Here is a 23,482-nt window from a genome sequence, read left to right on the forward strand (position 1 = left end):
TGAAAGCAGGATGTGCTCACGAGTCTGTGGCATTGGGCCGTCAGTGGCTGATACGACTAAGATTGCGCCGTCCATTTGAGCGGCACCAGTGATCATGTTTTTAACATAATCGGCGTGACCTGGGCAATCTACGTGAGCATAATGACGTGCGTCTGTGTCATATTCTACGTGTGAGGTGTTGATGGTGATGCCACGTGCTTTTTCTTCTGGAGCTGAGTCAATAGACGCGTAGTCTTTGGCTTCGCCACCAGAGGTGATTGCTGCTACGGTTGCGATTGCAGCGGTAAGGGTTGTTTTACCATGGTCAACGTGTCCGATGGTGCCGACGTTGACGTGTGGCTTTTTGCGTTCAAACTTGGCCTTTGCCATGGGTATTTCCTCTTTTTTTGGTGAATAATCAATAGAAGCTCTTTTATGACTTATAATAAATTAAAACCATTATAAACCTAGAGCTATCAATCGTACGAACCATTATTTAAACAATGCTTCGAACTAATTTTTGTATCCGTTATTATACGCTGACTTCGATTAAATAGTCATACATCTCTCAAACGAAATCAATTTTCTCTATTATCTTGATAATCAGAGTTCAACCAATTACAACATTACTTACAATCAATTCAATATATAGAGCTTACTGAATTAACTGGCTGGCATCATCAAACAATCTGTAAAATCAGTTAACATATGAAAAAGCAAACCAGTGCCAATAATATTAAAAGGCTTACGAAAAAAGAGTAAAACAAAATACACCAGCATCGCATAATACGTATGTAGCGGATGAAAATTAATGCTACACCTATTTGCTTGAAAGATTGGGTTTGCAACTAAATGGTCTAAATCCACCAACATGGTCGCCAACAGAATCAAATATGCTTTTTTCCACTCTTTTTTAAAAAAATATTAACGCGATCACAAGAGGAAAGCCAAAGTGCAAAAAATAATGTATGAATGTCTGCATCTTCGCCTACCAGTTTCAACTCTTTTTATATGAAAGTATCAAAACCACTGTTTTCTTAATATGCTGACAGCACTAAAAGGCAACACCTTGGTGTCACCTTCAAATCATTACTTACCACACTATACTTATATTTATAATTTTCAATATTTTATAATTTCAATGCAGAGTTGTGTAAAAATAGCAATACAAACACAAAAAGCTTAAATAATAAATGGAGCTCATATTGAGAATTGAACTCAAGACCTCTCCCTTACCAAGGGAGTGCTCTACCGCTGAGCTATATGAGCGTATTCTAGTCAACCAATAGATTGCACTAAAAAAAATATCACGATACAGCAATAACAAACTGACTGTCGTGATGTATTATTAATGATTTTCGCGATGGTGTATATATGGAGCGGGTGGCGGGAATCGAACCCGCGTCATTAGCTTGGAAGGCTAAGGTGTTACCATTATACCACACCCGCAATTGCTCTTATTCAAAAAGACTCTAATCGAGAGTCATCAAGTATATAGAGCATGCTTGGCGCTATGACAAACTTAGAAAATATGGTGGTGGGAGAAGGATTCGAACCTTCGAAGCTTTCGCGACAGATTTACAGTCTGTTGGGTTTGACCGCTCCCCAATCCCACCTTAGGTTGCTTTTAACAAAAATGACTCTTGTTTAAGACAAATTCATAAAAAGCTACTTTGAAAGAGATGGTGCCGACTGCCGGGATCGAACTGGCGACCTACTGATTACAAGTCAGTTGCTCTACCAACTGAGCTAAGTCGGCTTGTTCTCTCAAAGTGGTGGCTATTCTATCAAATATCTTGCGAGACGCAAGCTCTTTTTTGCCTTTTTCATGATTATTTTAATGAAAATTTTTAAACACTTGATTATATTGCTATTTTTTCTGAAACAAATATGGTTTATGCGCTTATGATAGGTCACATTTTTCTTTGTGCAATATTTAACAAATGCCCAAGCCATTTTTACTGCTAGGATAATGCTTTCATGCTTGCTCTCCTTATGCGGGCAGAGGCTGTGAAAACTCATCTTAGCAGTATAGTATTCATTTTATAGAGCCTTAACTGTAGCACGGCACCTAGAGGCAAATATTGACTACACGCCGCCCATGTTAAATAACCATAGCGCCAATCCGATAATAAGAATGGCGAGGAATACCCATATAAACCAACCGCCACTGGGCTTTTTCTCTGCCTGTCCTGCATTCGCTGGGTTACTGATTGCCTGATCCATCGCATTGTTGCCTTCAGTACCAAGATCACGAGACTGACCTAGATTGGCCGTTCCCGAAAATTGCGAAGTGGCGGCCTGCTTGGCACGTAAGACATCAGGGTCGGCTTCTTCTTGTAGTTCCGTTTTTGTCGTCTTATCATGTTCGGGCTCAACTACTGGCTCCTCCACCAATGGCTCACTATCAGCAGAGGGTGTCGGGGCAGTCTCGGTCGATATCACAGCTTCATGCTTCATTTCTGACGACGGCGTCTGTAATGAGGTTGGGTTTGTAGCCACTGTATTCAGGGCGGGCTCTGTATTATCTGTCGTAGGTAACAGCTCTTCGATGTCGGTTTTTTTCACGATGGTTTCCTCAATACTTGGTTCTTCAACAGTATGTTTTTCAATAGCATGTTTTTCGACCGTCGATTTAGCCATGACTGTTTCAGCGTCAACATTAGTCTCGACCACTGAATCCTCTGTCATCATTGGCGCTAATGGCTCACTCGCTGTAGCATCAACAGGCGCATTCACCTGAAAGCTAAAACTTGCAAAACCAAGCGTGTCATTCACTTGTAAAAGACTCGACTTATTGCCCTCGATACGTTGCTCATTGATAAACGTACCATTTGATGAGTCTAAATCTTTCACGTACAACTGACCATCCAATAGGCTGAGCACTGCATGATTGCGCGATACTTGCTTGCTTCCAAGTACCACATCATTATCACTGCCACGACCGACAGACAAACTTTCAGTAACGGTTAATGTGAGGTCGCCAAGCGCCTCTGTTAACGCGTTAAGCTGCCAAGTATCTGTTTCTACTGTCGTACGCACACTATCTGTCTGGTTCATCATGCTGTAACTCCTTGAGTTTCTATGAAATTTCAAATGCTTTTAGGCAGTCATTGCCAATTTTTAAGGGATTTTACGGTTATTTTAATATTTGCCATCATAGGTTATATCATAACTGTCTAAGCTATTTCGGTATAAAACGCGGTTTTATAACGCCTTCAAGCTTACTATAAGGGATGCTAAGCATGGGCATGCCATAGGCATAAGGGCCAATAGAATAATGCTGATAACGAATATTGATGCCTTTATCCGTCAATGTCACATTATCACTTAAGGTAAAAGGCCAGTTTTTCTCATAGCTGCTGACGTCATCGTCAACCGTTTTGACCCACGTTTTATAGGCATCATAAGCAAGCGCTTTAAAGCGAGGCTTTTGCCCTACTATCAGCATATCATCGAGTTTTACTTGCGTTTTAGTAGTGAGATCAAATATAAAATACTCATTGTAAGACATACCATGAGCACCGCCTGTATATGAATAAGAATCTATTTCAAACAATTCAAAATCATTAACATGACCCAAATAGTTGGGTGTTACTATCAGTTCATATGGCCATTGCCTGTCTTCTGGTTGCTCGATAAATTGTGAATGAATAAAATTATCAATAGCAGATTTGACATCTGCTTGAGTGTTTTTTTTCTTGATCGGTGCTGATTCAGTCGGTTGGCTATTAACGACGAAGTAATTGATACGCGTATTGATAATATTATTTATCCAATCATGATTGGTTTTAAGATATTTAACGTCAACCATTGGACAGTTTTCACGCTCAGTACACACTCTTTGTATGTTCTCGGGCAACTGATACTCAAGATAAGTGGTGGTACTAATGACACTGTTTGCATTTGCGGTCATACTGACGGCAAATGCAAGCAGACTGCTAGCTACTAGCTTCATTAGGCGCATATGACGTCCTCTCATTGATAAATGTGTCGCCATTAATGGCTTATTGATATCAGATTGATTGGCCGCGTCCATATATTCTCTTTTTAAAAAATAGAATGTTATTTAATATTCTACCGTAACCATTGCGACGTATTGTAGGAACACTGTTCGTGTTTTTAAGAGACTATTCTCTACTAAAAACACCGTCTCGTATGGTTGATATGGTCGATTCTAAATAAAAAAGATACATGCCAACGCAGAACTGGTATAAATTTTTCTTGCTTGCTGTGCCTTCGCAGTCTCGATGCTACGAAACTTCTCGTTTAAAGATAAGCATTCCAGTTCCGCTGACTCATTTTTATACTGAACTCACTATATATAACACTTAGGACGTAAATTATAGCCAACAAAAAAGACACGGCTGGCGTGTCTTTTTTATTAATATACCGTGCAATACTGGGTTTTAATGCTCACGTGTACTGCTAAAAGTCACTTCTGGGTAACGGTCTTGCATCAGCTGCAAGTTCACCCGCGATGGCGCAAGATACGTTAAGTGACCACCGCCATCTAGCGATAATTGGTCATGCGCTTTTTTCTTGAATTTAGCCAGCACCACTTCATCATCACAGTGAATCCAGCGTACTGTGGCAATTGAGACTGGTTCAAAGATACATTGTACTTTGTATTCTTCTTTGAGACGATGCGCCACCACTTCAAACTGTAGCACACCGACCGCACCCAAGATTAAATCGTTATTAATCTGCGGCATAAATACCTGCGTTGCACCCTCTTCACTCAATTGCTGCAAACCTTTTTGTAGTGCTTTCGATTTAAGTGGATCTTTTAAAACAACACGGCGAAACAATTCAGGGGCAAAATGCGGAATACCCGTAAAGCTCAGCGCCTCACCTTCGGTGAAACTGTCACCGATAGAGATCGTGCCATGGTTGTGTAGACCGATAATATCACCCGGATAGGCTTCTTCTAGTGCTTCGCGGTCACCAGCGAGAAAGGTCAGGGCATCCGCAATACGGACGTCTTTACCCAGACGCACATGCTTCATTTTCATGCCTTTTTCGTACTTACCTGAGCATACTCGTAAAAAAGCAATACGGTCACGGTGACGCGGATCCATATTGGCCTGAATCTTAAAGACAAAACCCGTGAAATCTGTCTCCGTTGCTGACACTTCACGCTCTTGCGTCGGATGGGCTTTTGGCGGCGGCGCATACTTAATTAATGTATCAAGTACCATATTGACACCAAAGTTACCCAATGCCGTACCGAACAAAACTGGTGTCATCTCGCCGGCCAAAAACGCCTCAACGCTGAACTCTTCTAATGCCATCTGCACCAGTTCAAGTGACTCCTCAAAAGCGTCAAACATCAGCGTGCCTAGACGCTCGCGGATGTCAGGATAATCATAACCTTCACGAGTCTCAGAGACCGTCATCTTACCGCCATTACCTTTTTGATAAAAGTAAGTCTTATTTTCGGTCAGATGATACACACCTATAAAGTCTTGTCCCATACCAATAGGCCAAGTCACAGGGATACATTTGATTTTTAATACCGCTTCGATTTCACTAAGCAACTCAAGCGGCTCACGAATCTGACGGTCAAGCTTGTTAACAAATGAGATAATGGGCGTATCGCGCATGCGGCAAACTTCCATCAACTTGATGGTGCGTTCTTCGACACCCTTTGCCCCGTCAACCATCATCAGCGCGCTATCGACGGCGGTTAAAGTACGATAAGTATCTTCACTGAAATCGGCGTGGCCGGGAGTATCGAGTAAGTTGACGACATGGTCTTGATAAGGAAACTGCATAACGGACGTGGTAATCGAGATACCACGCTCTTGTTCCATACTCATCCAATCTGAGGTGGCATGACGATCGGTCTTACGGCCTTTGACTTCACCGACTACTTGAATGGCTTGTCCCCACAACAGTAATTTTTCGGTCATGGTGGTTTTACCCGCATCAGGATGCGAGATGATAGCAAAGGTACGGCGTTTGGACACTTCTTTGGCTAACTTTTTTGGATCTACGCTCATAGTTTTTGGCTTCAACGGTTGTGTCATTTAGAAGTCAATCTAAATAAATAAGATAAATAATGGACGTATTGTAGCGGATTTAGCGTAACGGTGCAGAATTAGCGCATAAAAAAACACTCTCTAATCGTCCACTAGAGAGTGTTAGTGCGCTGTATGACGTTAATAATAGCGTTGTATTTGCTCCGTTAAGAAGTCTCCTGCCACCTCATTGACTATCGTACAATCCACCACACCTCGAAGACTGTTGGTATTTGGGTCCGTAGTACCGTTGGCAACATAACTGGCTTCATAAACGGCATTGGTAATGCTACTACCATTGGTATATTCGACGCCATTGTATTGATAAGCTGGCTGATTCATGTACTCAAAAAACGTCACTTGCGCCGCTTTTTGGCTGTTTCCAATGCCAAACCCAAGTCGAGATGTTCTATAGTCTCTATTATCAGTGAAACGATTTTCGGCCGCTGCAATCCATCTCTCAAGTGACTCATTTCCTGTTTTGTCTTTTTCGTTGAATGCTATAAATGAGCGCTCGCTTGTGACGACTGGAATATAACAGACAGAGCCTATTGGGAATTCAGCATTGGCTGGAATGTTAGGATACTTATTTAAAGCTGTGAGTATGCCTCGACTGTTGTCTATAGTGGTGCCAGCCTCATAACTGTTCGCCCGCAGTCCTGACAGGTTGAGCGTTTTATAAGTGGTTTCGTAGTTTAGTTTATTATTGCTGTTTTTTTCATAGATAGGACGTTTGACCGTGCGGCCATTGACTTCGATGTTTTTGTTTTCAAGCTGGCCTTCAAAATTATTCGCCAATACTATTTTGTCCAAGGTATTCAAACTCTGATTGCTATAATTATTGACGATATTTTTAATGGTGATTTCGTGTTCACCTTTACGATACGTCTCATCGATACGCGCAATCGCACTGTCGTTGGCTCGACTGTCAAAGCTTTTGTCAAAGCTGGTCAGCGTAATATTATTACTATTGCCAGAACCATAAGAACCATCCTCTTCGCCGCAACCCACCAGCGCAAAAGCCACCAAAGAAAATACACTTGGTATCACAATCAATCTATTCATCGAACACTGTCCTTATGGTTATTAGCATCTGTTGTCATCTATTCTGATGATTGTAGTATCAGCCACTATTAATATGAGCCTTTGTTTGGTTAGTTTACCTTAATACACTTATGGTTAATACCTAAACCTAAGGGCAAATACTCATTTATAAACATAATTCTGAACACATTACTTACACATTCATAGTATATAATTACTACTGGCCTATATAGCAAATGCGGTAGTTTGTTATGCTAAGTGCCACATTAGATGGACCGCTCAACTATAAAAACTCAAAATAACTAAAGGATATTTTATGAAAACACTATACTCTACTAAAGCCACTGTTACTGGTGGCCGTACAGGTTCAGTTAGCTTGAATGATAATGATCTTAGCATCAATATGGTATCACCTGGTTCTGGTAAAGAAGGTAATAATCCAGAACAGCTGTTTGCAATGGGCTACAGCGCTTGCTTTGATGGCGCACTTGGTGTAGTCAAACAGATGGAAAAAGCTAAATTTGACTCAACAACGTCAATAGAAGTCGATTTATTGCAAAGCGAAGGGCATGATTATAAGCTAGCTGCCAAAATTCACGTGGTTGGTGAAAATACAGAGTTGTCTGCTGATGAATTTCAACAATTGGTCGAAAAAGCGCATCAAGTTTGCCCGTATTCAAAAGCCACGCGTGGCAATATCGATGTCGAAGTGACTTCAGAAGTAAAATAATACAACACTAATAATTACTTCAGCATAAAAGAATCCAGCCAGCGCTGGGTTCTTTTTTTATGTCTGATTCAGTATAGAACATCTCTTAACTTTTAAGCAGTTCGGCACGCACGGGTTTTATCGTTATAATAAGCGTATATTTTTATCTAATAGCTGATAAGTGACTTTTATGACCGATAATATGACCGACGCCATCACAGACAACCTGAGCGACAGCAACCATAACTCTCATCAAGCAATTGACCCTCAAGCTTTACCCAACTTTGATACTATGCCCAATGTAGCCACCATGGACACCAGTCATGTGGACAAAGACCAACCCCCTTTTATCTTGGTTGATGGCTCCTATTATCTGTTTCGCACTTATCACGCTTTGCCCAAAACCATGCAAAATTCGCAGGGATTAATCACCAATGCGATTCGTGGCACCTTGAACGCATTATTAAAGCTGATGCGTCGCTATCATCCGACCCACATGGCCGTTTGCTTTGATACCAAGTCACCGACGTTTCGACATCATATGTCTGCGGACTATAAGGCAGCTCGTCCACCCATTGATATCGAGCTGGTAGAGCAGATTCCTTACATTCATCGTTTGGTGACCGCCTTAGGTATTCCGCTATTGCGTATTGAGGGAGCGGAAGCCGATGACATCATCGGCACCCTTGCGCACCGTGCGGTTGAACAAGGCCATCACGTGGTCATTTCCACAGGCGATAAAGACATGATGCAGCTGGTCAACGACTGCGTCATATTGGAAGACAGCTTTACGGGTAAAATAACAGACACCCAAGCAGTGATCGACAAATTCGGCATCAATCCAAATCAGATGATCGACTTCTTAACCTTAATGGGTGATACCTCTGACGGTATCAAAGGCGTGCCAGGTATCGGTAAAAAAACCGCAAAAGACTTGCTTGTTGAATATGGCACTATCGACAATATGATCAAGCACATTGGCTTTATCAAAGGTCGCGGGGCAAAAGGCTTGATTGAGCATGCAGACGATATTCCGTTTAATGCAAAGCTCGCCACTATCGTCACGGATTTGGAAATCGGTCAAGACTGGAATGATTTAAAAATCAATACCGACCCGTGTGCTCATATTGATGAATTGCGCGAGCTATATACTGAGCTTGAATTTAGAAATGAGCTGGCATCACTCGACCACCCGAATCATCCAGCAAATGGATCACAAAGTGTCGCTGATAGCCAAGCCGATGCTGAGTCACAAGCACAAGTGGCGAAATACTTACAGTCGACCAAAATCACAGACACCAAAGACAGTAAAAGCCATGACAAAGCATGGCACACGGTTTTAGATGAGCCAGCGTTTGACAGTTTAATCAAAGTATTGGAGGCGGCTCCGCATTTCGTCATCGATACCGAAACCACCAGCGTCCATTGGCGCGAGGCACAGATTGTCGGTTTGTCATTTGCCGTTCAAGCACACGAAGCTTACTATATACCGCTCACGCATAGCTTAGAAGGTGATGAGCTGACCGTCAAGCAACTCGACCGCGACACAGTATTGGCTCGCTTAAAACCACTTTTAGAAAACCCCAATATCGGCAAGATTGGTCAGCACCTAAAATACGATGCCCACATTCTCAAACATTATGACATTGACCTAATCGGCGCGCTCCATGAGCGTCCGAACAACTGGGCGATGGATACCATGCTTGCCAGCTATGTGATTAACGCGGCTGTCACTCGTCACGGCATGGATGATTTGGCACGGCATTACCTACAAACACAAACCATCAGCTTTGAAGATGTTGCGGGTAAAGGCGCAAAGCAAGTCACCTTTGATCAAGTTGCCATCGATATTGCCAGCGACTATGCTTGCGAAGATGCCGATATCACCTATCAATTGTTTGAGGTGTTCAGTGTCGAGCTGGCTAACGATACCAATAATGCCAAACTGCTGCATGAGCTTGAGATTCCAACGGCAGAGATACTTTGTCAAATGGAAGCGCACGGTATTCTTATCAAACGCCCATTTTTAAATGAGCTGTCAAAGCGCTTTGATGAAGAAATCATCGCCCTAGAAAAACGCGCTTATGAAGTCGCTGGCGAAGAATTTAACCTAGGCTCACCGAAGCAGCTTGGTGAGATGCTGTTTGAGAAGCTCGGCGTCGCTGGTGGCAAAAAAACCAAGTCAGGTCAATACTCAACGGGCGAAGCGGTCTTATCAAAGATTGACCATCCGCTGGTCGATATCACCCTTGAATATCGCGGCCTCTCTAAGTTAAAAAGCACTTATACTGATGCGCTCGATAATGTTGCAGATAGCGAGACCGATCGCGTTCATACCAGCTATCATCAAGCACTAACCAGCACTGGCCGACTGTCCTCCACTGACCCTAACTTGCAGAACATTCCGATTCGTACCGCCACGGGTCGCTTGATTCGCCAAGCCTTCATCGCGCCAGAAGGTCGCGTGATTTTAGCCGCGGATTACTCACAAATTGAATTGCGTTTGATGGCGCATTTTTCAGGCGATAAGAACTTAACGCATGCCTTTAATGAAGGGTTAGATATTCACGCTGCGACTGCCGCTGAAGTACTTGGTAAGGATGTTGCAGACGTAACTTCGACCGAGCGACGTAATGCTAAAGCCATTAACTTTGGACTACTGTACGGTATGAGTGCCTTTGGACTTGCCAAGCAATTGCAAATGAGCCGCAGTGAAGCGCAAGACTATATCGATATGTACTTTGAGCGTTATCCCGGCGTCAAAAACTATATGATTAATACGCGTGCTAGTGCCTATGAGCAAGGCTATGTCGAGACAATATTGGGTCGCAAGCTCTACACCCCCGATATCAATCACAGCAACCGCATGGTTAAACAAGGTGCTGAACGCGCGGCGATTAACGCACCGCTACAAGGCTCAGCCGCTGATCTGATCAAACTTGCCATGATTGCCGTCGACAAAGTATTGCCGAAAGATCAGGCAAAAATGCTCTTGCAAGTGCATGACGAATTGGTATTTGAAGTAGACGCCGATAAAGTGGATGAAATAAGCCAACTGATTACCGATGCGATGCAAGATGTTTTGACCACGACGGCTGCCCAAAAAGGCTGGCAAGTAGATTTTGCTGTGCCGTTATTGGTTGAGACTGATAGTGGCCAAAACTGGGATGAGGCGCATTGATTGCTGACCTAAATTGATATAGATGTAAATTGGGCGGATTATTTTAACTTCTCATAGAGTATAAAGATAAAACAAATCTGCCCATTTTTAAACTGTATTGCCCATATTAACAATCACTTGTGACCGGTTAGATAAATTAACTAAACACATCATAGTAAAATTGGCGTTATAATAGCCGATTATTAAACTGTGTGTGGTTGGGCTGTACGTGGTTAGATAGTATCGATCTACAGTGAGCCTTAGCGCTCACTTTTTTGTTTTGCAAAAACGAGGAGTTTCTCATTCTGATTTCAGAGGGAATCACAGAAATCCCCAGCATGCTGATTTTGTTCGCCTGTCTGCTCCGTTGCGGGCAGTATTCACTTCAAAACCCCACCAAACACGTGCGTGCCTTTTGGTTAGCAGCTGTACTGGTGTTTTTTACTGTGATACGCCGAGAATTGAACTACCTACCCGATCTTTTTGTTCCCAGTGATTTTATGTTGCTCAGCCATTCATATGACTGGTGGGAAGACGCTGTTCTGACGGTTGTTTACTTACTGATTGTTGGCTTGTTGGCTTATTCTCGACATTACCTGTGGGCAGTATTAAACAAAGTACCTGTGTCTCTATATTTGACTGTGGCTGCATTGGCCTTATTGCAGTATATGGGTGAGAACGTGATTGTTTTTCCAGAGGCGCTCGGCGTCATCGTCGAAGAGCTGGTAGAAACTGCTGTTTATGGTATTGCCTTGGTGTATTTATGGCGATTTAATCTGAGCGATTGTGAATCCTATTTGTTGCATGAACTAAATTATGAATGTAGCCACTCCACTCATTAAAACCACCATAATAATAATCATGATTTAATGAATAGCTATATTGCTATTACATTGTTTGAACATGCTGTGACACCTTATCACTATTAGTAGCAATCATAACGCGTCACACTAGCCTTGATAAATAAAATCAATAATCTTTATACATAATAATAAGGAAACCATTATGGACAATTCAAAAACCCCATTACCAGAAGAGATGGATCATATCGATAGCAACAGTCGTAGCAGTGATGACAGCATCGAGAACCAAGACAACCAGTTACTCGATTTAGACAATCCTATGTTACATACCATTGATAATAACGATGTGATTGATAATAGCGCAGGATTTGATAACTCAGAAGTCGGTACAGATGCGACTCAAGGCTTGACGCCTATGCATCGCCAAAATATTGATGAATCGCGGGTCGATGAAGTACTGGTGCAAGACAACCTCGATGACAGTAATTATCCCGATATTTTGGATATTGCAGACAGAGAAGCGGCAGAACGTAGTAACGATGATGATTTTTAACCAAGCTCTCTTACAACAAAGAAGCACGCCCGTTATATCGAGCGTGCTTTTTTATTGCGAGAGAACGCTTCTAATACGAGAGTCTGTTAAGCAACCAACTATACCCCTGACAATGGCTGATCCGTCCAAACATCTCGGTAACTGGTGTAGTAAGTAATCATACCTATTGGAAACAGTGCTAAAAGACCTAGTCCTAGTGTAAAAACTACCATCAATATCATTATTATAGGAGCAATCAACCAAAAAACTAAAAATGGTAAGATGTTTTTTAAACACACTTTAAAACTCATTTTCATTGCCTGAACAGGCTCAATGTTGTGAAGCACAATTAAGGCAGGTGCAAACCAGATAGCCATAAGTACAGGAAATAATAATATAAAAAGTAGTAAAGAACCCAATACTATACCTACGATAGCAACGTCACTTGACTCCTGACCTAACGATAAAGCCATACCGCCGAATATAATCAGCATAGGTATCATTACAACAATAATAGCCACTAAATACAATATGAACAAAATAATTAATGGTTTGAGATGCGTATAAAAGGCTGAAAAAAGATGATCAAACTTCAGCTCGCTGCCTACAACTTGAACGGCGCAGCCTTTTATTATTCCACCAACAAAAACAAAAGAAAGAAAAGGGAAAATGAAATTTATCACGGGTATGCTACTGCCAATTATAGCAATAATTAAATAAGCAACCCCTATAGCTAACCATAATAAAAATTGATCTTTAAATATTACAAATGCTTTGGTAATCCAACTTATGCCCCATCCTGCTTGGCACATTCGAGGTTCTGCCAATAACTGCGGCAATAGGCCACCATACTCGTCAGTTGGCGGTAAATTCGGTGGTCGGCTGTTAGGTTTTTGTAGAGACACAGAGGGTTGTGAATCGTTAAAGCTGGACATATTTATTCTCAAAAATAAAGTTAAGCAAAAGCAAAATTAACAATTGTCATAAAACAAAATTTTGTTTGGCATATTTTTACATATCAGTCACAAAAAATCCCAACTTTATTCTATTTTAATCAACTTCATTAAAATCATTTAGCCAAAAAAATACCGAACATGATGTTCGGTATTTTTTATGATTTACAAATACAGTCAACTACGCCCAGCCGTCTAACGTACCCGCCCAACCTTTGACTAAAGGCGCACTCAATGCTTCAAGCAAATCAATATGTGCGTCATCCAAGTTTAATGCGGGAATATAGTGATATTCTTGTCCACCCGCGTGGAGAAAGTTTTCACGGTTCTCAATGGCAAGCTCCTCTAACGTTTCCAGACAATCCGCTGAAAATGCAGGACTGATGACCTGAACTGAGCGCACGCCTGACTTGCCCCAGTCTTCAAGCACCACATCAGTGTATGGCTTGACCCACTCTTGCTTACCAAAGCGCGACTGAAAGCTGATAATCCATTCATCTGCACCAAGACCCAATGCGTGGGCAACTTGCGCCGCCGTACACTTACAACGTTTAGGATACGGATCTCCTTTATCAGCATAAGGCTGCGGAATACCATGGAAGCTAAACATCAGCTTTTCAGGTTTGCCATGCTCTGCTTGAAAACGACGTATCGAATCTGCCAACGCTTGGATATACAGCGGATGCGCAAAATAGTCTTTGACGATTGTATAGTTTGGCAAATTGCGTTGCTTTAGCGTCCACTTAGTCAGCGCATCATATACCGCACCGCCTGAAGAGGCAGAATACTGCGGAAATAAAGGCAAAACGACAAAATGATCCACACCTTCACTACGCAAGTTATCCATCACGTCAGGCAAACCAGGATTGCCATAACTCATCGCTGGATGTACAGAGACACGAAATGGCGCTGCTGTATTTGCCAAACGTGGCTCTAGCAACTCAACTTGACTCTTTAGTATCTTGCGAATCGGCGAGTCACCTTCCCAAATACTGGCATAAGCCTTTGCCACGCGTTTCGGACGGCTTGGCAAGACAAACAGGTTCAGAATAATCGCCCATAAGAATTTTGGGATTTCAATCACCCGTGGGTCTGACAAAAACTGTTTTAGGTAACGACGCACCGCAGGCGCAGTCGGCTCGTCCGGTGTACCAAGGTTGACTAGTAGGACGGCAATACGTGGTGGCAGTTCAGGTTTCATAGCAGCACTATTTTATAAGTAGGTTTATGAGTAAGTTAAAGAAAGACATAAGATCATGTCAAACAATATCAGATAAAAGATTATTAAGACATGATTGAATAAACGGCTTGTTAGTGTAGCATTTTATCCATTCATAACGCATGGTAAAAGTGCCCTTATACAATTTTATACTCAGTGGCTATTCTCTATTACCCACCATTATCTATCTATTATACAGTTCCTATAAAACCTGGCTCAAAAGATATCCCTCAAAGGTTGTACTCATAGGCGCATCGCCATACAATAGGCAAGCATAGCATGTCGGCATATTGCCATACTGCTTTTATTTTATTGATGATTGTTGTCTTGCGAGGTAGCTTTGAACGCACGCCCTGATAATACCAGTGACCAGTCCCCCGAAGACAAACCGCATTCGACTGGCTCAATAGGCTCAGTTGGGATTGTCACGCCCCAAATTTTTCATTTCGCTGAGCCTTTGACTTTAGAGTGTAATAGAACCTTGCCTTCGTTCGATCTAATAATCGAAACTTACGGTACGCTTAATAACGACAAATCAAATGCTATTCTAATTTGCCATGCCCTATCAGGCAGTCATCATGCGGCAGGTTTTCATAACACCGATGAAAAAAAAGCCGGCTGGTGGGACAATATGATTGGCCCGAATAAAGCCATCGATACCAATCAATTTTATGTGGTGTGTGTTAACAATATTGGTAGCTGTTTTGGCTCCACAGGCCCAACGACTCTCAAGCCAGAAAGTGTCAGCTCAGACGGCAATCATTCAGACAACAACCATGTATACGAGCACAGCGAACCACAAGTCTACGGCCCTGACTTTCCCTTAGTCACCATCAAAGACTGGGTAAAAACCCAAGCCATGTTATCAGACCGCCTCGGCATTGACGTGTGGCATGCTGTCGTTGGTGGCTCGATGGGCGGGATGCAAGCGTTACAGTGGTCGGTTGATTACCCAGCCAGACTGAAACGCTGCGTGGTCATTGCCAGCACGCCTAAGCTATCGGCACAAAACATTGCTTTTAATGAAGTTGCCCGTCAGTCTATTCTCTCTGATCCTGACTTCAAAGACGGACGCTACTTACAAGCAGGCACGTATCCTCGTCGCGGCCTTATCTTGGCACGGATGGTTGGCCATATTACCTATTTGACCGATGATGCAATGAAAGCCAAATTTGGTCGTGATTTAAAGTCGGGCAAGTTTATGTATGGTTACGACGTTGAGTTTCAAGTTGAGAGCTACCTGCGCTATCAAGGCGAACGCTTTAGCGAAAATTTCGATGCCAATACTTATTTGCTAATGACCAAAGCCTTAGATTATTTTGACCCGACACGTGATTATTCACCAGCGTCGGAAACAGAAGTGATCGAGCCATCTATACAAATTGAGAGCTCAATTGCCGCGTCCGTCAACGCCACCAAAGAAGCTTCTGAAAGTGAGCTAGAGGATACGATAACGTCTTTAGATGAGCATAAGCATGACCGCCAGCAAGAGCTGACAGCGCTTAAAGCTGCCTTTGCTCATACGCAATGCCAATACTTAGTCGTGTCATTCACCACTGATTGGCGTTTTGCGCCCGAACGCTCACAGGAAATTGTCGATGCACTGATGGCTACTGGGAAGCCGGTCAACTATATTAATGTCGACGCACCGCATGGTCATGACTCGTTTTTATTTGATATTCCACGTTATATGGGTGCCGTCAAAGGATTTTTGACCGCGCCATTTATTACAGACAGTCAGTCGAAAAATAGCCGACATAACAGCCATCAAAACTGTCAGAAAAAATCAGGAGCGCGCTCATGAGAATGGATCATCAATTGGCTGAGCGCTGGATTGCCCCGCAGTCGCATGTACTGGATTTGGGCTGTGGTAATGGCGAGCTACTCGCGCACTTGCAACAAAAGCGCGGTGTCACTGGTTATGGACTAGAGATTGATGAAGAAAAAATCAATGATGGCATCGCAAAAGGCTTATCTATCATAGAGCAAGATCTCAATGATGGTCTGGCACGCTTCGCTGATAATAGCTTCGATACCGTTGTCATGGCGCGAGCGTTACAAGCAGTAAAAGCACCGGATGTGCTATTGCTCGACATGTTACGGGTCGCTCGTGAGGCCATCATCACCTTTCCTAATTTTGCTCATTGGCAAAACCGCTTGCATTTAGGGCTAAAAGGTCTGATGCCCGTCTCAGAAGCACTGCCTTATGAATGGTATAACACACCCAATATTCATCTATGCACTTTTAAAGACTTTGAGCAGCTGTGTGCGCAGCATGACATACATATTATCAATCGCTTTGCGGTCAGTGACTCTGAAAAAGCTCATAGTCCACTGATGACAGCATTGATAAGACAAGCGCCCAATCTATTGGCAGATGTTGCTATTTATCGCGTCACCAAACAAAAATCTGACTCACATTAAGTATTTTTTATTCTTTATAAAAGGTTGTTTCAAATCTGATAAGGATGATTTTTAACCTTAATGCCATGTTAAGCTATCCTTACAATCAAGTAACTCTATGATTTCATTCAGGACATAGGGGTATAAGTAAGCATTAAATCGTGTAATTAGTATTTGAGTTTCGTAAGTTTGGGTGTTAAGCTAGCGAGATAGTGTCAACCGCACACCTACAGCCACCGTTCATCGGTTCAATTAGGTCGCGTTGCCACACTACTATGATGAATGATATTGCTAATGATTAGGTAAGTTGATATTGCAAGATGTCACCTAATTGTTATTGCCGCCTAAACTGATTTAGCGGTACAACTTTTTCTTTTGCTTATTAACTGCCTCATTCTGGAGCTGCTATGAAATTATTGAAAGCTGCGTTGTTTACCGCATTATTTTCTTGTGCGGGTATCGCCAACGCTGAGTTAATATCAAATGTACCACTTGATACTTCTCGTTTTGAGCTAATGCCTGTCAGTGAGCTGTCTGCCCGTGCTGCCCAAGGCAACGATCACGCTCAGTTTTATTTGGCCAAACGCCTACAAAAGGGTGAAGGTATAACCCAGAATACTCAGCAAGCCATTCAGTGGTATACCAAAGCTGCCCAACAAGGCGTTGCCCCTGCTCAGTTGAACCTTGCCATCATGTATTTGCGCGGTGAAGGTGTTCAACCGAACTTACAACAAGCCCGTGGTTGGCTAGAAAAAGCTGCCATGCGTGGTGACAATCGTGCCAGCTATACACTTGCTTTGTTGGATGAAAAACAAAAAAATCTTGTTGATGCCTATAAATGGTACGATTTGGCTGCCCGTGACGGCATGCTCGATGAAAAAGTTCGTAACAAAGCACGCGGTAAAATTGGTCAATTGGCATTGAACTTATCAAGCGCTGATATCGCTAGTGCTCGCACCAAAGCGGACACTTGGTTCCAGAGTAAGTAAGCTCAAATTGTGGCCTAACGCAGTGAATATGAAAAAAGCTCAGTAATTTACTGGGCTTTTTTATTTCTTACTCTTTTGTCAAACCAGTAGGATTTGATAAAACATTCAAACACAACCCATTCAAAACTCTACCAAAATTTGCTACACTACGCGCGCATTAGCCAATTCCACAATTGCGCCAATGTTATAAGCCTCTTAAAACACTTAACGTATTGCACTGGGTTTGCGACCTAGCCAGCAGGAGAAAAAAATGAGTACGACTCAACAAACCAATAACACCCTGACCGACAACAAGTCAGCCCCTGTTTACGACAGCGTCACCAATAATATTGTCGTAGCCGCCCTTTATAAATTCACGCGCTTTGCTGACTTTGAACAATACCGTGAGCCAATTCTAACCACCATGCTCGACAATGATGTTAAAGGCACTTTATTAATTGCCAGCGAAGGCATCAATGGTACGATTTCTGGCACACGTCAAGGCATCGATAACGTCCTTGACTATCTGCGCAGTATCGAAGCAATTGGCAGTTTTACTTTTAAAGAGTCTTATACCGACGCTCAGCCATTTTATCGTACTAAAGTAAAACTTAAAAAAGAAATTGTCACCATGGGCGTCGAGAACATCGACCCATTACAGTCAGTCGGTCGCTATGTGAAACCCAGTGAGTGGAATGCCTTGATATCAGACCCTGACGTTATTCTGATTGATACCCGAAACGACTACGAAGTAAAAATCGGTACGTTCCAAAACGCGGTTAATCCGAATACAGAAACCTTTCGTGAGTTTCCAGAATACGTGGCAAAAGAGCTGGATCCGTCTAAGCATAAAAAAGTCGCTATGTTCTGTACCGGTGGTATTCGCTGTGAAAAATCGACCGCCTATATGCGCGAACAAGGATTTGAAGAAGTCTATCATCTAGAGGGCGGCATCTTAAAATATCTGGAGGAAATTCCAGCCAGTGATTCTATGTGGCAAGGTGATTGTTTTGTTTTTGACAATCGCGTGTCGGTTAATCACAATTTAGAAAAAGGCAGTTATGAGCAGTGTTTTGCCTGCCGTATGCCCATTACTATCGCTGATATGCAAAGCCCCGCTTATATCAAAGGCGAGTCATGCCCGCATTGTATCGATAAAGCAACCGATGAGCAAAAAGCAAGATTCCGTGAGCGTGAGCATCAAATGCAATTGGCACAAAAACGTGGTGAAGCCCATATCGGTAGCGACGTCATGGATGTGATAGAAAAACGTAAGGCAGCCAAGATTGAAGCGCGTCGTCAAGCTGAGGCTGCTAATAAAGCCAACACTGAATAAGTTTACGATTGATAAAAGCAAAAAAAGATGCCCTATTCACTAGAGCATCTTTTTTTTATAAATATTCAGTGCAAATTAAAACAATGAGCGCTGATATAGTTGATCCAATTTGAAAGTGGTACAAGGCAACCGAGTGCAGATGTATATTTAATACTTCAAGCGAGGTTAACGCTGTAACTCTTTTAAAGTGGATTGACTATACTAAAACAAAATACGTACGCGGATAGTCTCTTCTACGTCTTTTAGCTGATCTAAAGCGGCTGTCGAATCGTTGTAGTCAACGTCCATAACCAAATAACCAACATCGCCTTCAGTCATTAGGCTCTGCGCTAAAATGTTGATACCCGCTTCAGCAAACAGACGGTTAATCTGTGACAATACGCCGGGCACGTTTTTATGGATATGTAGCAGACGATGCGAGTTTTCTTTAAACGGCACAGAAACTTCTGGGAAGTTTACGGCTGTCGCAGTGTCGCCTTGATCTGAGTATCTGACGAACTTATCTGCAACTTCGAGTCCGATATTGGCCTGAGCTTCTTGCGTTGAGCCACCGATATGCGGGGTCAAGATGACGTTGTCAAACTTACGCAATGGCGATTCAAACTCTTCGTCCGCAGATTTTGGCTCTTTTGGGAACACGTCGATAGCCGCGCCCAATACTCTACCAGACTCAAGCGCCGCAGCAAGATCATCAATCTCGACGCACGTACCGCGAGCAGCGTTGATGAAGTAGCTGCCTTCTTTCATTTGTGCGAATTGTTCAGCTTTCATCATGTAGCGCGTGCTTGGCACATCAGGCACATGCAACGTCACGATATCGGCCGTTGATAATAGCTCTTCTAAACTACCTACTTGTACGGCATTACCTAATGGCAATTTGGTCACTGCATCATGATAAATGACTTTCATGCCGAAACTTTCTGCCAACACAGACAATTGCGAGCCGATAGAACCATAACCGACGATACCGATGGTTTTGCCACGCACTTCATGTGAGTTGGTCGCAGACTTGCCCCAGCCGCCACGATGCACGGTTGCATTTTTTTCAGGAATACCGCGATACAGCATAATGGCTTCGGCCAATACCAGCTCAGCGACCGAACGGGTGTTCGAGAATGGTGCGTTAAAGACGGGAATACCGAGGTCGCGAGCTGCATCTAAATCTACTTGGTTGGTACCAATACAAAAGCACCCAATACCGATAAGCTTGTGCGCATGCTCAAGTACTTCGCGCGTCAACTGAGTGCGCGAACGAATACCAATAAAGTGAGCATCTTTGATTTTCTCAATCAGCTCATCTTGATCCAAGGCATGACTGATATTCTCAATGTTATGATAACCAGCGCCTTCCAATACTTTTAAAGCATTGCTATGTAGACCTTCAAGCAATAGAAAACGGATTTTGTCTTTTTGTAGTGATAACGCCATGTGAGAACTGTCCTATAATTGTCTTATTAAATTACCTAAGGGATAATCTATGATGGATGAAACGAAAACAGTCTAGATATCTTACACAAAATCCGACGTCGATGTTAGCAGATTAGATGAATTATTGATTATCAAGCCTGAAAAAATTTTATGCTATAGTGAACCATTCTGTTCAAAGTTGCTTAAACACTTTTTTACTATTTATAATCTAGGTACGACATTTATATCATTTTATAATTGCCGTATCCATTCACGCCCAGTTATAGGAATATAATGATGTGAATACCGTTATATACCCTTAATTATGTCGATATAGCGACATAATACCCCTTTTATGCCTAGCGCTTACGTTTATACTGAGACTTGACCATGACTTCTTTATCTAGCCAAAGCCCATCTAAGACCAATACAGCCGCTGTCCAAACGATTTTAAGCACACTGCTTGATTCCCATCAGTTTGACGCCAGCCAAATCAAAACTGACTCCGAGAGTTTAGAGCATTGGGGCAAAGACTGGACCAAGCATTTTACTCCAGCTGCTGCTGCCATCGTCTTTCCAAAAACTACCGAACAAGTACAGTCTATCGTGTTACTTGCCAATGAATACAACGTCGTCATAACGCCTAGTGGCGGTCGCACAGGTCTTTCTGCGGGCGCAGTCGCCGCCAATGGCGAGATTGTCGTCAGCATGGATAAAATGAACCGTATTGGTCAGTTTTATCCTGCTGATCGCATGGTCGAGATTGAAGCAGGTGTGGTGACTGAGCAATTACAACAATTCGCCGATTCAAAAGACCTCTACTACCCTGTCGATTTTGCTTCAGCAGGCTCTAGCCAAATAGGCGGCAACATCGGTACCAATGCTGGCGGCATTAAGGTCATCCGCTATGGCATGACCCGTCAATGGATCATGGGACTGACAGTAGTTACCGGTAAAGGCGATATCTTGCATCTCAATCGCGGTATGGTCAAAAACGCCACGGGTTATGATTTGCGTCAATTGTTTATCGGAAGTGAAGGCACACTTGGTCTTGTGACTCACGCGCAAATCAAGCTTGAACGTCAGCCTCAAGACTTAAACGTCATGGTGCTGGGTATGGACAGCTTTAACGATGTGATGAATGTGCTATCCGCCTTTCAAGCACAAATTGATTTGACCGCGTTTGAATTCTTTGACGATATCGCGATTGATAAGCTGATGGCACATGGACAAGTACAAGAGCCGTTTGAATCGCGCACCAAGTTTTATACGTTGCTAGAATTTGAAGCGCCATACGAGCCAATCATGGATAAGGCAATGGCGATATTTGAACAGTGTATGGAGCAAGGCTGGATCGTCGATGGCGTCATGAGCCAAAGTTTGGCGCAAGCGGCTGAACTGTGGAAGCTGCGCGAATATATCTCTGAGACCATCTCAGTATTTACGCCTTATAAGAACGATGTATCCGTACTGATTAGCTATGTGCCTGACTTTATCACTGAGATTGATCACATTGTCAGCAGCAATTATCCTGATTTTGAAGTCTGCTGGTTCGGTCATATTGGTGATGGTAACTTGCATTTAAATATTCTAAAACCAGAAAACATGGACAAAGATAACTTTTTTGCCGAATGTCAGATCGTCAATAAGTACGTATTTGATACGGTACAAAAATACGGCGGCTCAGTGTCTGCTGAGCATGGTGTTGGCATGACCAAAAAGCCGTATCTGCACTATAGCCGTAGCGAGACTGAAATCGAGTATTTGCGAGACATCAAAAAAGTCTTTGACCCAAACAACATCATGAACCGTGGCAAGATTTTTGATATGTGATGGTTTGTTTTACCGTTAAATTCATATAAAAAAGACGCGAACTTAAAAAGGGTTGGCGTCTTTTTTTATTATTGTTGTCGAGTATAAATCTTATATAGTTGATTCAATTCAAAAGAAGGACAAGGCAACCGAGCGCAGATGTATACGTAATACTTCAAGCGAGGTTAACACAATAACTCTTTTATAGTGGATTAACTATAAGAGACATCAGAGTCACGTGTTTTGATTCACCAAAAGTATAACAGCGCCAGCCCCACCACAAGCAACAGACTCAAAAAGCCCTGAACGATTAAAAAAGCTTGATGCGGTGCCGCAATATGACGAAACATATTACCCAGTGCATTATAAGTAATGCCTGCTGCCTGAATATGCGGCAGACTATCAAAGGTTTCGATAATTTGTAAAAACTGCTTGGTACGATCAGGCGACCAGCTGTGAGGAAAAAATGGCAAATAAGGCGATAGCTCTGCGGCTTGGTTTTTGCTGGCGGGTGACCATAGCCAACGCTCCAAAAACAGCGAACGCATACGCCAATCGATAAAGCTACGACTATCTATAGTCTGCAGCAATATTATCTCAACATTTTTATGTTGGCTATCGATAAAAATGCGCTCCATTAATGCAAATACGTGCGCTTTCTCACCTTCGATACATTGCAAAAAGCAACCGCTGCCATAACATAAGATACCTGTGATGCCATGCTGTTGATTAAAATTTCGCGCATGAGATTCTATGTCATCAAATATAGAGGCGCTCAAGCGTGAACCAAGCGTCAGATTGCTAACATAGACCAACTGTACCAATGCTGAGTCTTCTATTTCATCACCCATACTGACTCTATCGTTATAATTTGGGGGCATAATAAATAATCCTAAAAAGCCGCCTATAGACGACAAAATGAAACAAGCAAAACAAAACTATGCCCGAAAGAAAAAATACCGACTCACAAAAACGTAGTAAACAGTTACCACGTTAGACTGTCATTGATGAGGTAGCTTGTTATGATAGCGAACAAAACAAAAGGTACTAAGAATGAAGGGTACTAAGAAATGCTATGTAGAAATGATATCAGGCAACTATGAGAAATTACTCATACCATCAGTTTGAAAGCTG

General features: G+C 42.6%; 19 protein-coding genes and 4 tRNA genes. 9 read left to right on the forward strand and 14 right to left on the reverse strand.

What is annotated here, in order from left to right:
* The 10 genes from M917_RS07715 to M917_RS07765 all read right to left on the reverse strand — a co-directional run.
* A partial coding sequence (locus M917_RS07715) for a GTP-binding protein (protein WP_040642290.1) occupies positions 1–369 on the reverse strand: 369 nt, incomplete at its 3' end.
* A 273-nt stretch (positions 370–642) separates the two neighbouring features.
* Complete coding sequence (locus M917_RS14415) at positions 643–852, reverse strand: DUF6122 family protein (protein ID WP_021814246.1); 210 nt, start codon at positions 850–852, stop codon at positions 643–645.
* A 321-nt stretch (positions 853–1,173) separates the two neighbouring features.
* Positions 1,174–1,248, reverse strand: a tRNA-Thr gene (locus tag M917_RS07725).
* Positions 1,249–1,354: 106 nt separating this feature from the next.
* A tRNA-Gly gene (locus M917_RS07730) sits at positions 1,355–1,428 on the reverse strand.
* 83 nt (positions 1,429–1,511) lie between these two features.
* Positions 1,512–1,595: transfer RNA gene (locus M917_RS07735), tRNA-Tyr, on the reverse strand.
* A 67-nt stretch (positions 1,596–1,662) separates the two neighbouring features.
* Positions 1,663–1,738, reverse strand: a tRNA-Thr gene (locus M917_RS07740).
* Between the two features lie 329 nt (positions 1,739–2,067).
* Positions 2,068–3,042: an FHA domain-containing protein gene (locus tag M917_RS07750; protein WP_021814247.1), complete on the reverse strand. Its 975-nt coding sequence runs from the start codon at positions 3,040–3,042 to the stop codon at positions 2,068–2,070.
* Positions 3,043–3,163: 121 nt separating this feature from the next.
* On the reverse strand, positions 3,164–4,018 hold the full coding sequence (locus M917_RS07755) for a DUF3298 and DUF4163 domain-containing protein (RefSeq protein WP_021814248.1): 855 nt from the start codon (positions 4,016–4,018) through the stop codon (positions 3,164–3,166).
* 370 nt (positions 4,019–4,388) lie between these two features.
* Complete coding sequence (locus M917_RS07760) at positions 4,389–5,984, reverse strand: peptide chain release factor 3 (RefSeq protein WP_040642369.1); 1,596 nt, start codon at positions 5,982–5,984, stop codon at positions 4,389–4,391.
* Positions 5,985–6,143: 159 nt separating this feature from the next.
* Entirely contained in the window at positions 6,144–7,067 is a 924-nt protein-coding gene (locus tag M917_RS07765; RefSeq protein WP_021814250.1) for a hypothetical protein, read from the reverse strand.
* A 295-nt stretch (positions 7,068–7,362) separates the two neighbouring features.
* On the opposite strand from M917_RS07765, the gene M917_RS07770 reads away from it, so the two are divergent.
* From M917_RS07770 to M917_RS07785, 4 genes are all read left to right on the forward strand, one after another.
* Complete coding sequence (locus tag M917_RS07770; protein WP_021814251.1) at positions 7,363–7,776, forward strand: organic hydroperoxide resistance protein; 414 nt, start codon at positions 7,363–7,365, stop codon at positions 7,774–7,776.
* A 181-nt stretch (positions 7,777–7,957) separates the two neighbouring features.
* Entirely contained in the window at positions 7,958–10,936 is a 2,979-nt protein-coding gene (gene polA, locus M917_RS07775; protein WP_200861750.1) for a DNA polymerase I, read from the forward strand.
* A gap of 317 nt (positions 10,937–11,253) precedes the next feature.
* Complete coding sequence (locus tag M917_RS07780) at positions 11,254–11,757, forward strand: hypothetical protein (RefSeq protein WP_227500828.1); 504 nt, start codon at positions 11,254–11,256, stop codon at positions 11,755–11,757.
* A gap of 163 nt (positions 11,758–11,920) precedes the next feature.
* Entirely contained in the window at positions 11,921–12,271 is a 351-nt protein-coding gene (locus M917_RS07785; RefSeq protein WP_021814254.1) for a hypothetical protein, read from the forward strand.
* 98 nt (positions 12,272–12,369) lie between these two features.
* Here the strand turns inward: M917_RS07785 and M917_RS07790 are convergent, their stop codons facing one another.
* Positions 12,370–13,185, reverse strand: coding sequence for a BPSS1780 family membrane protein (locus tag M917_RS07790; protein WP_021814255.1), 816 nt, complete (start codon positions 13,183–13,185; stop codon positions 12,370–12,372).
* A 199-nt stretch (positions 13,186–13,384) separates the two neighbouring features.
* Positions 13,385–14,404: a ferrochelatase gene (gene hemH, locus M917_RS07795; protein WP_021814256.1), complete on the reverse strand. Its 1,020-nt coding sequence runs from the start codon at positions 14,402–14,404 to the stop codon at positions 13,385–13,387.
* Positions 14,405–14,828: 424 nt separating this feature from the next.
* Between hemH and metX the strand changes: the two genes are divergently transcribed.
* The 4 genes from metX (at position 14,829) to trhO (ending at position 19,129) form a co-directional block, all read left to right on the forward strand.
* Complete coding sequence (gene metX / locus M917_RS07800; protein ID WP_040642374.1) at positions 14,829–16,226, forward strand: homoserine O-acetyltransferase MetX; 1,398 nt, start codon at positions 14,829–14,831, stop codon at positions 16,224–16,226.
* Positions 16,223–16,846 (forward strand): methionine biosynthesis protein MetW, encoded by a 624-nt coding sequence (gene metW, locus M917_RS07805; RefSeq protein ID WP_021814258.1) that lies wholly within the window; start codon positions 16,223–16,225, stop codon positions 16,844–16,846. Before metX ends, metW begins: the two co-directional genes overlap by 4 nt.
* A 386-nt stretch (positions 16,847–17,232) precedes the next feature.
* A complete protein-coding gene (locus tag M917_RS07810) occupies positions 17,233–17,814 on the forward strand; it encodes a tetratricopeptide repeat protein (protein WP_021814259.1) in 582 nt (193 codons plus the stop codon).
* Between the two features lie 250 nt (positions 17,815–18,064).
* Complete coding sequence (trhO, locus tag M917_RS07815) at positions 18,065–19,129, forward strand: oxygen-dependent tRNA uridine(34) hydroxylase TrhO (RefSeq protein ID WP_021814260.1); 1,065 nt, start codon at positions 18,065–18,067, stop codon at positions 19,127–19,129.
* 201 nt (positions 19,130–19,330) lie between these two features.
* On the opposite strand, the gene serA is transcribed toward trhO, so the two are convergent.
* Positions 19,331–20,557 (reverse strand): phosphoglycerate dehydrogenase, encoded by a 1,227-nt coding sequence (serA, locus tag M917_RS07820; RefSeq protein ID WP_021814261.1) that lies wholly within the window; start codon positions 20,555–20,557, stop codon positions 19,331–19,333.
* 369 nt (positions 20,558–20,926) lie between these two features.
* Here serA and M917_RS07825 point away from each other — a divergent pair, with 369 nt between their 5' ends.
* Positions 20,927–22,369, forward strand: a complete 1,443-nt coding sequence (locus M917_RS07825) for an FAD-binding oxidoreductase (RefSeq protein WP_021814262.1) — start codon at positions 20,927–20,929, stop codon at positions 22,367–22,369.
* A gap of 227 nt (positions 22,370–22,596) precedes the next feature.
* On the opposite strand, the gene M917_RS07830 is transcribed toward M917_RS07825, so the two are convergent.
* Positions 22,597–23,229 (reverse strand): BLUF domain-containing protein, encoded by a 633-nt coding sequence (locus M917_RS07830; protein ID WP_021814263.1) that lies wholly within the window; start codon positions 23,227–23,229, stop codon positions 22,597–22,599.
* Between the last annotated feature and the right edge of the window lie 253 nt (positions 23,230–23,482).

Origin of the sequence: Psychrobacter aquaticus CMS 56 (assembly GCF_000471625.1) — a bacterium.
In the GTDB taxonomy this organism is placed as follows: Bacteria; Pseudomonadota; Gammaproteobacteria; order Pseudomonadales; family Moraxellaceae; genus Psychrobacter; species Psychrobacter aquaticus.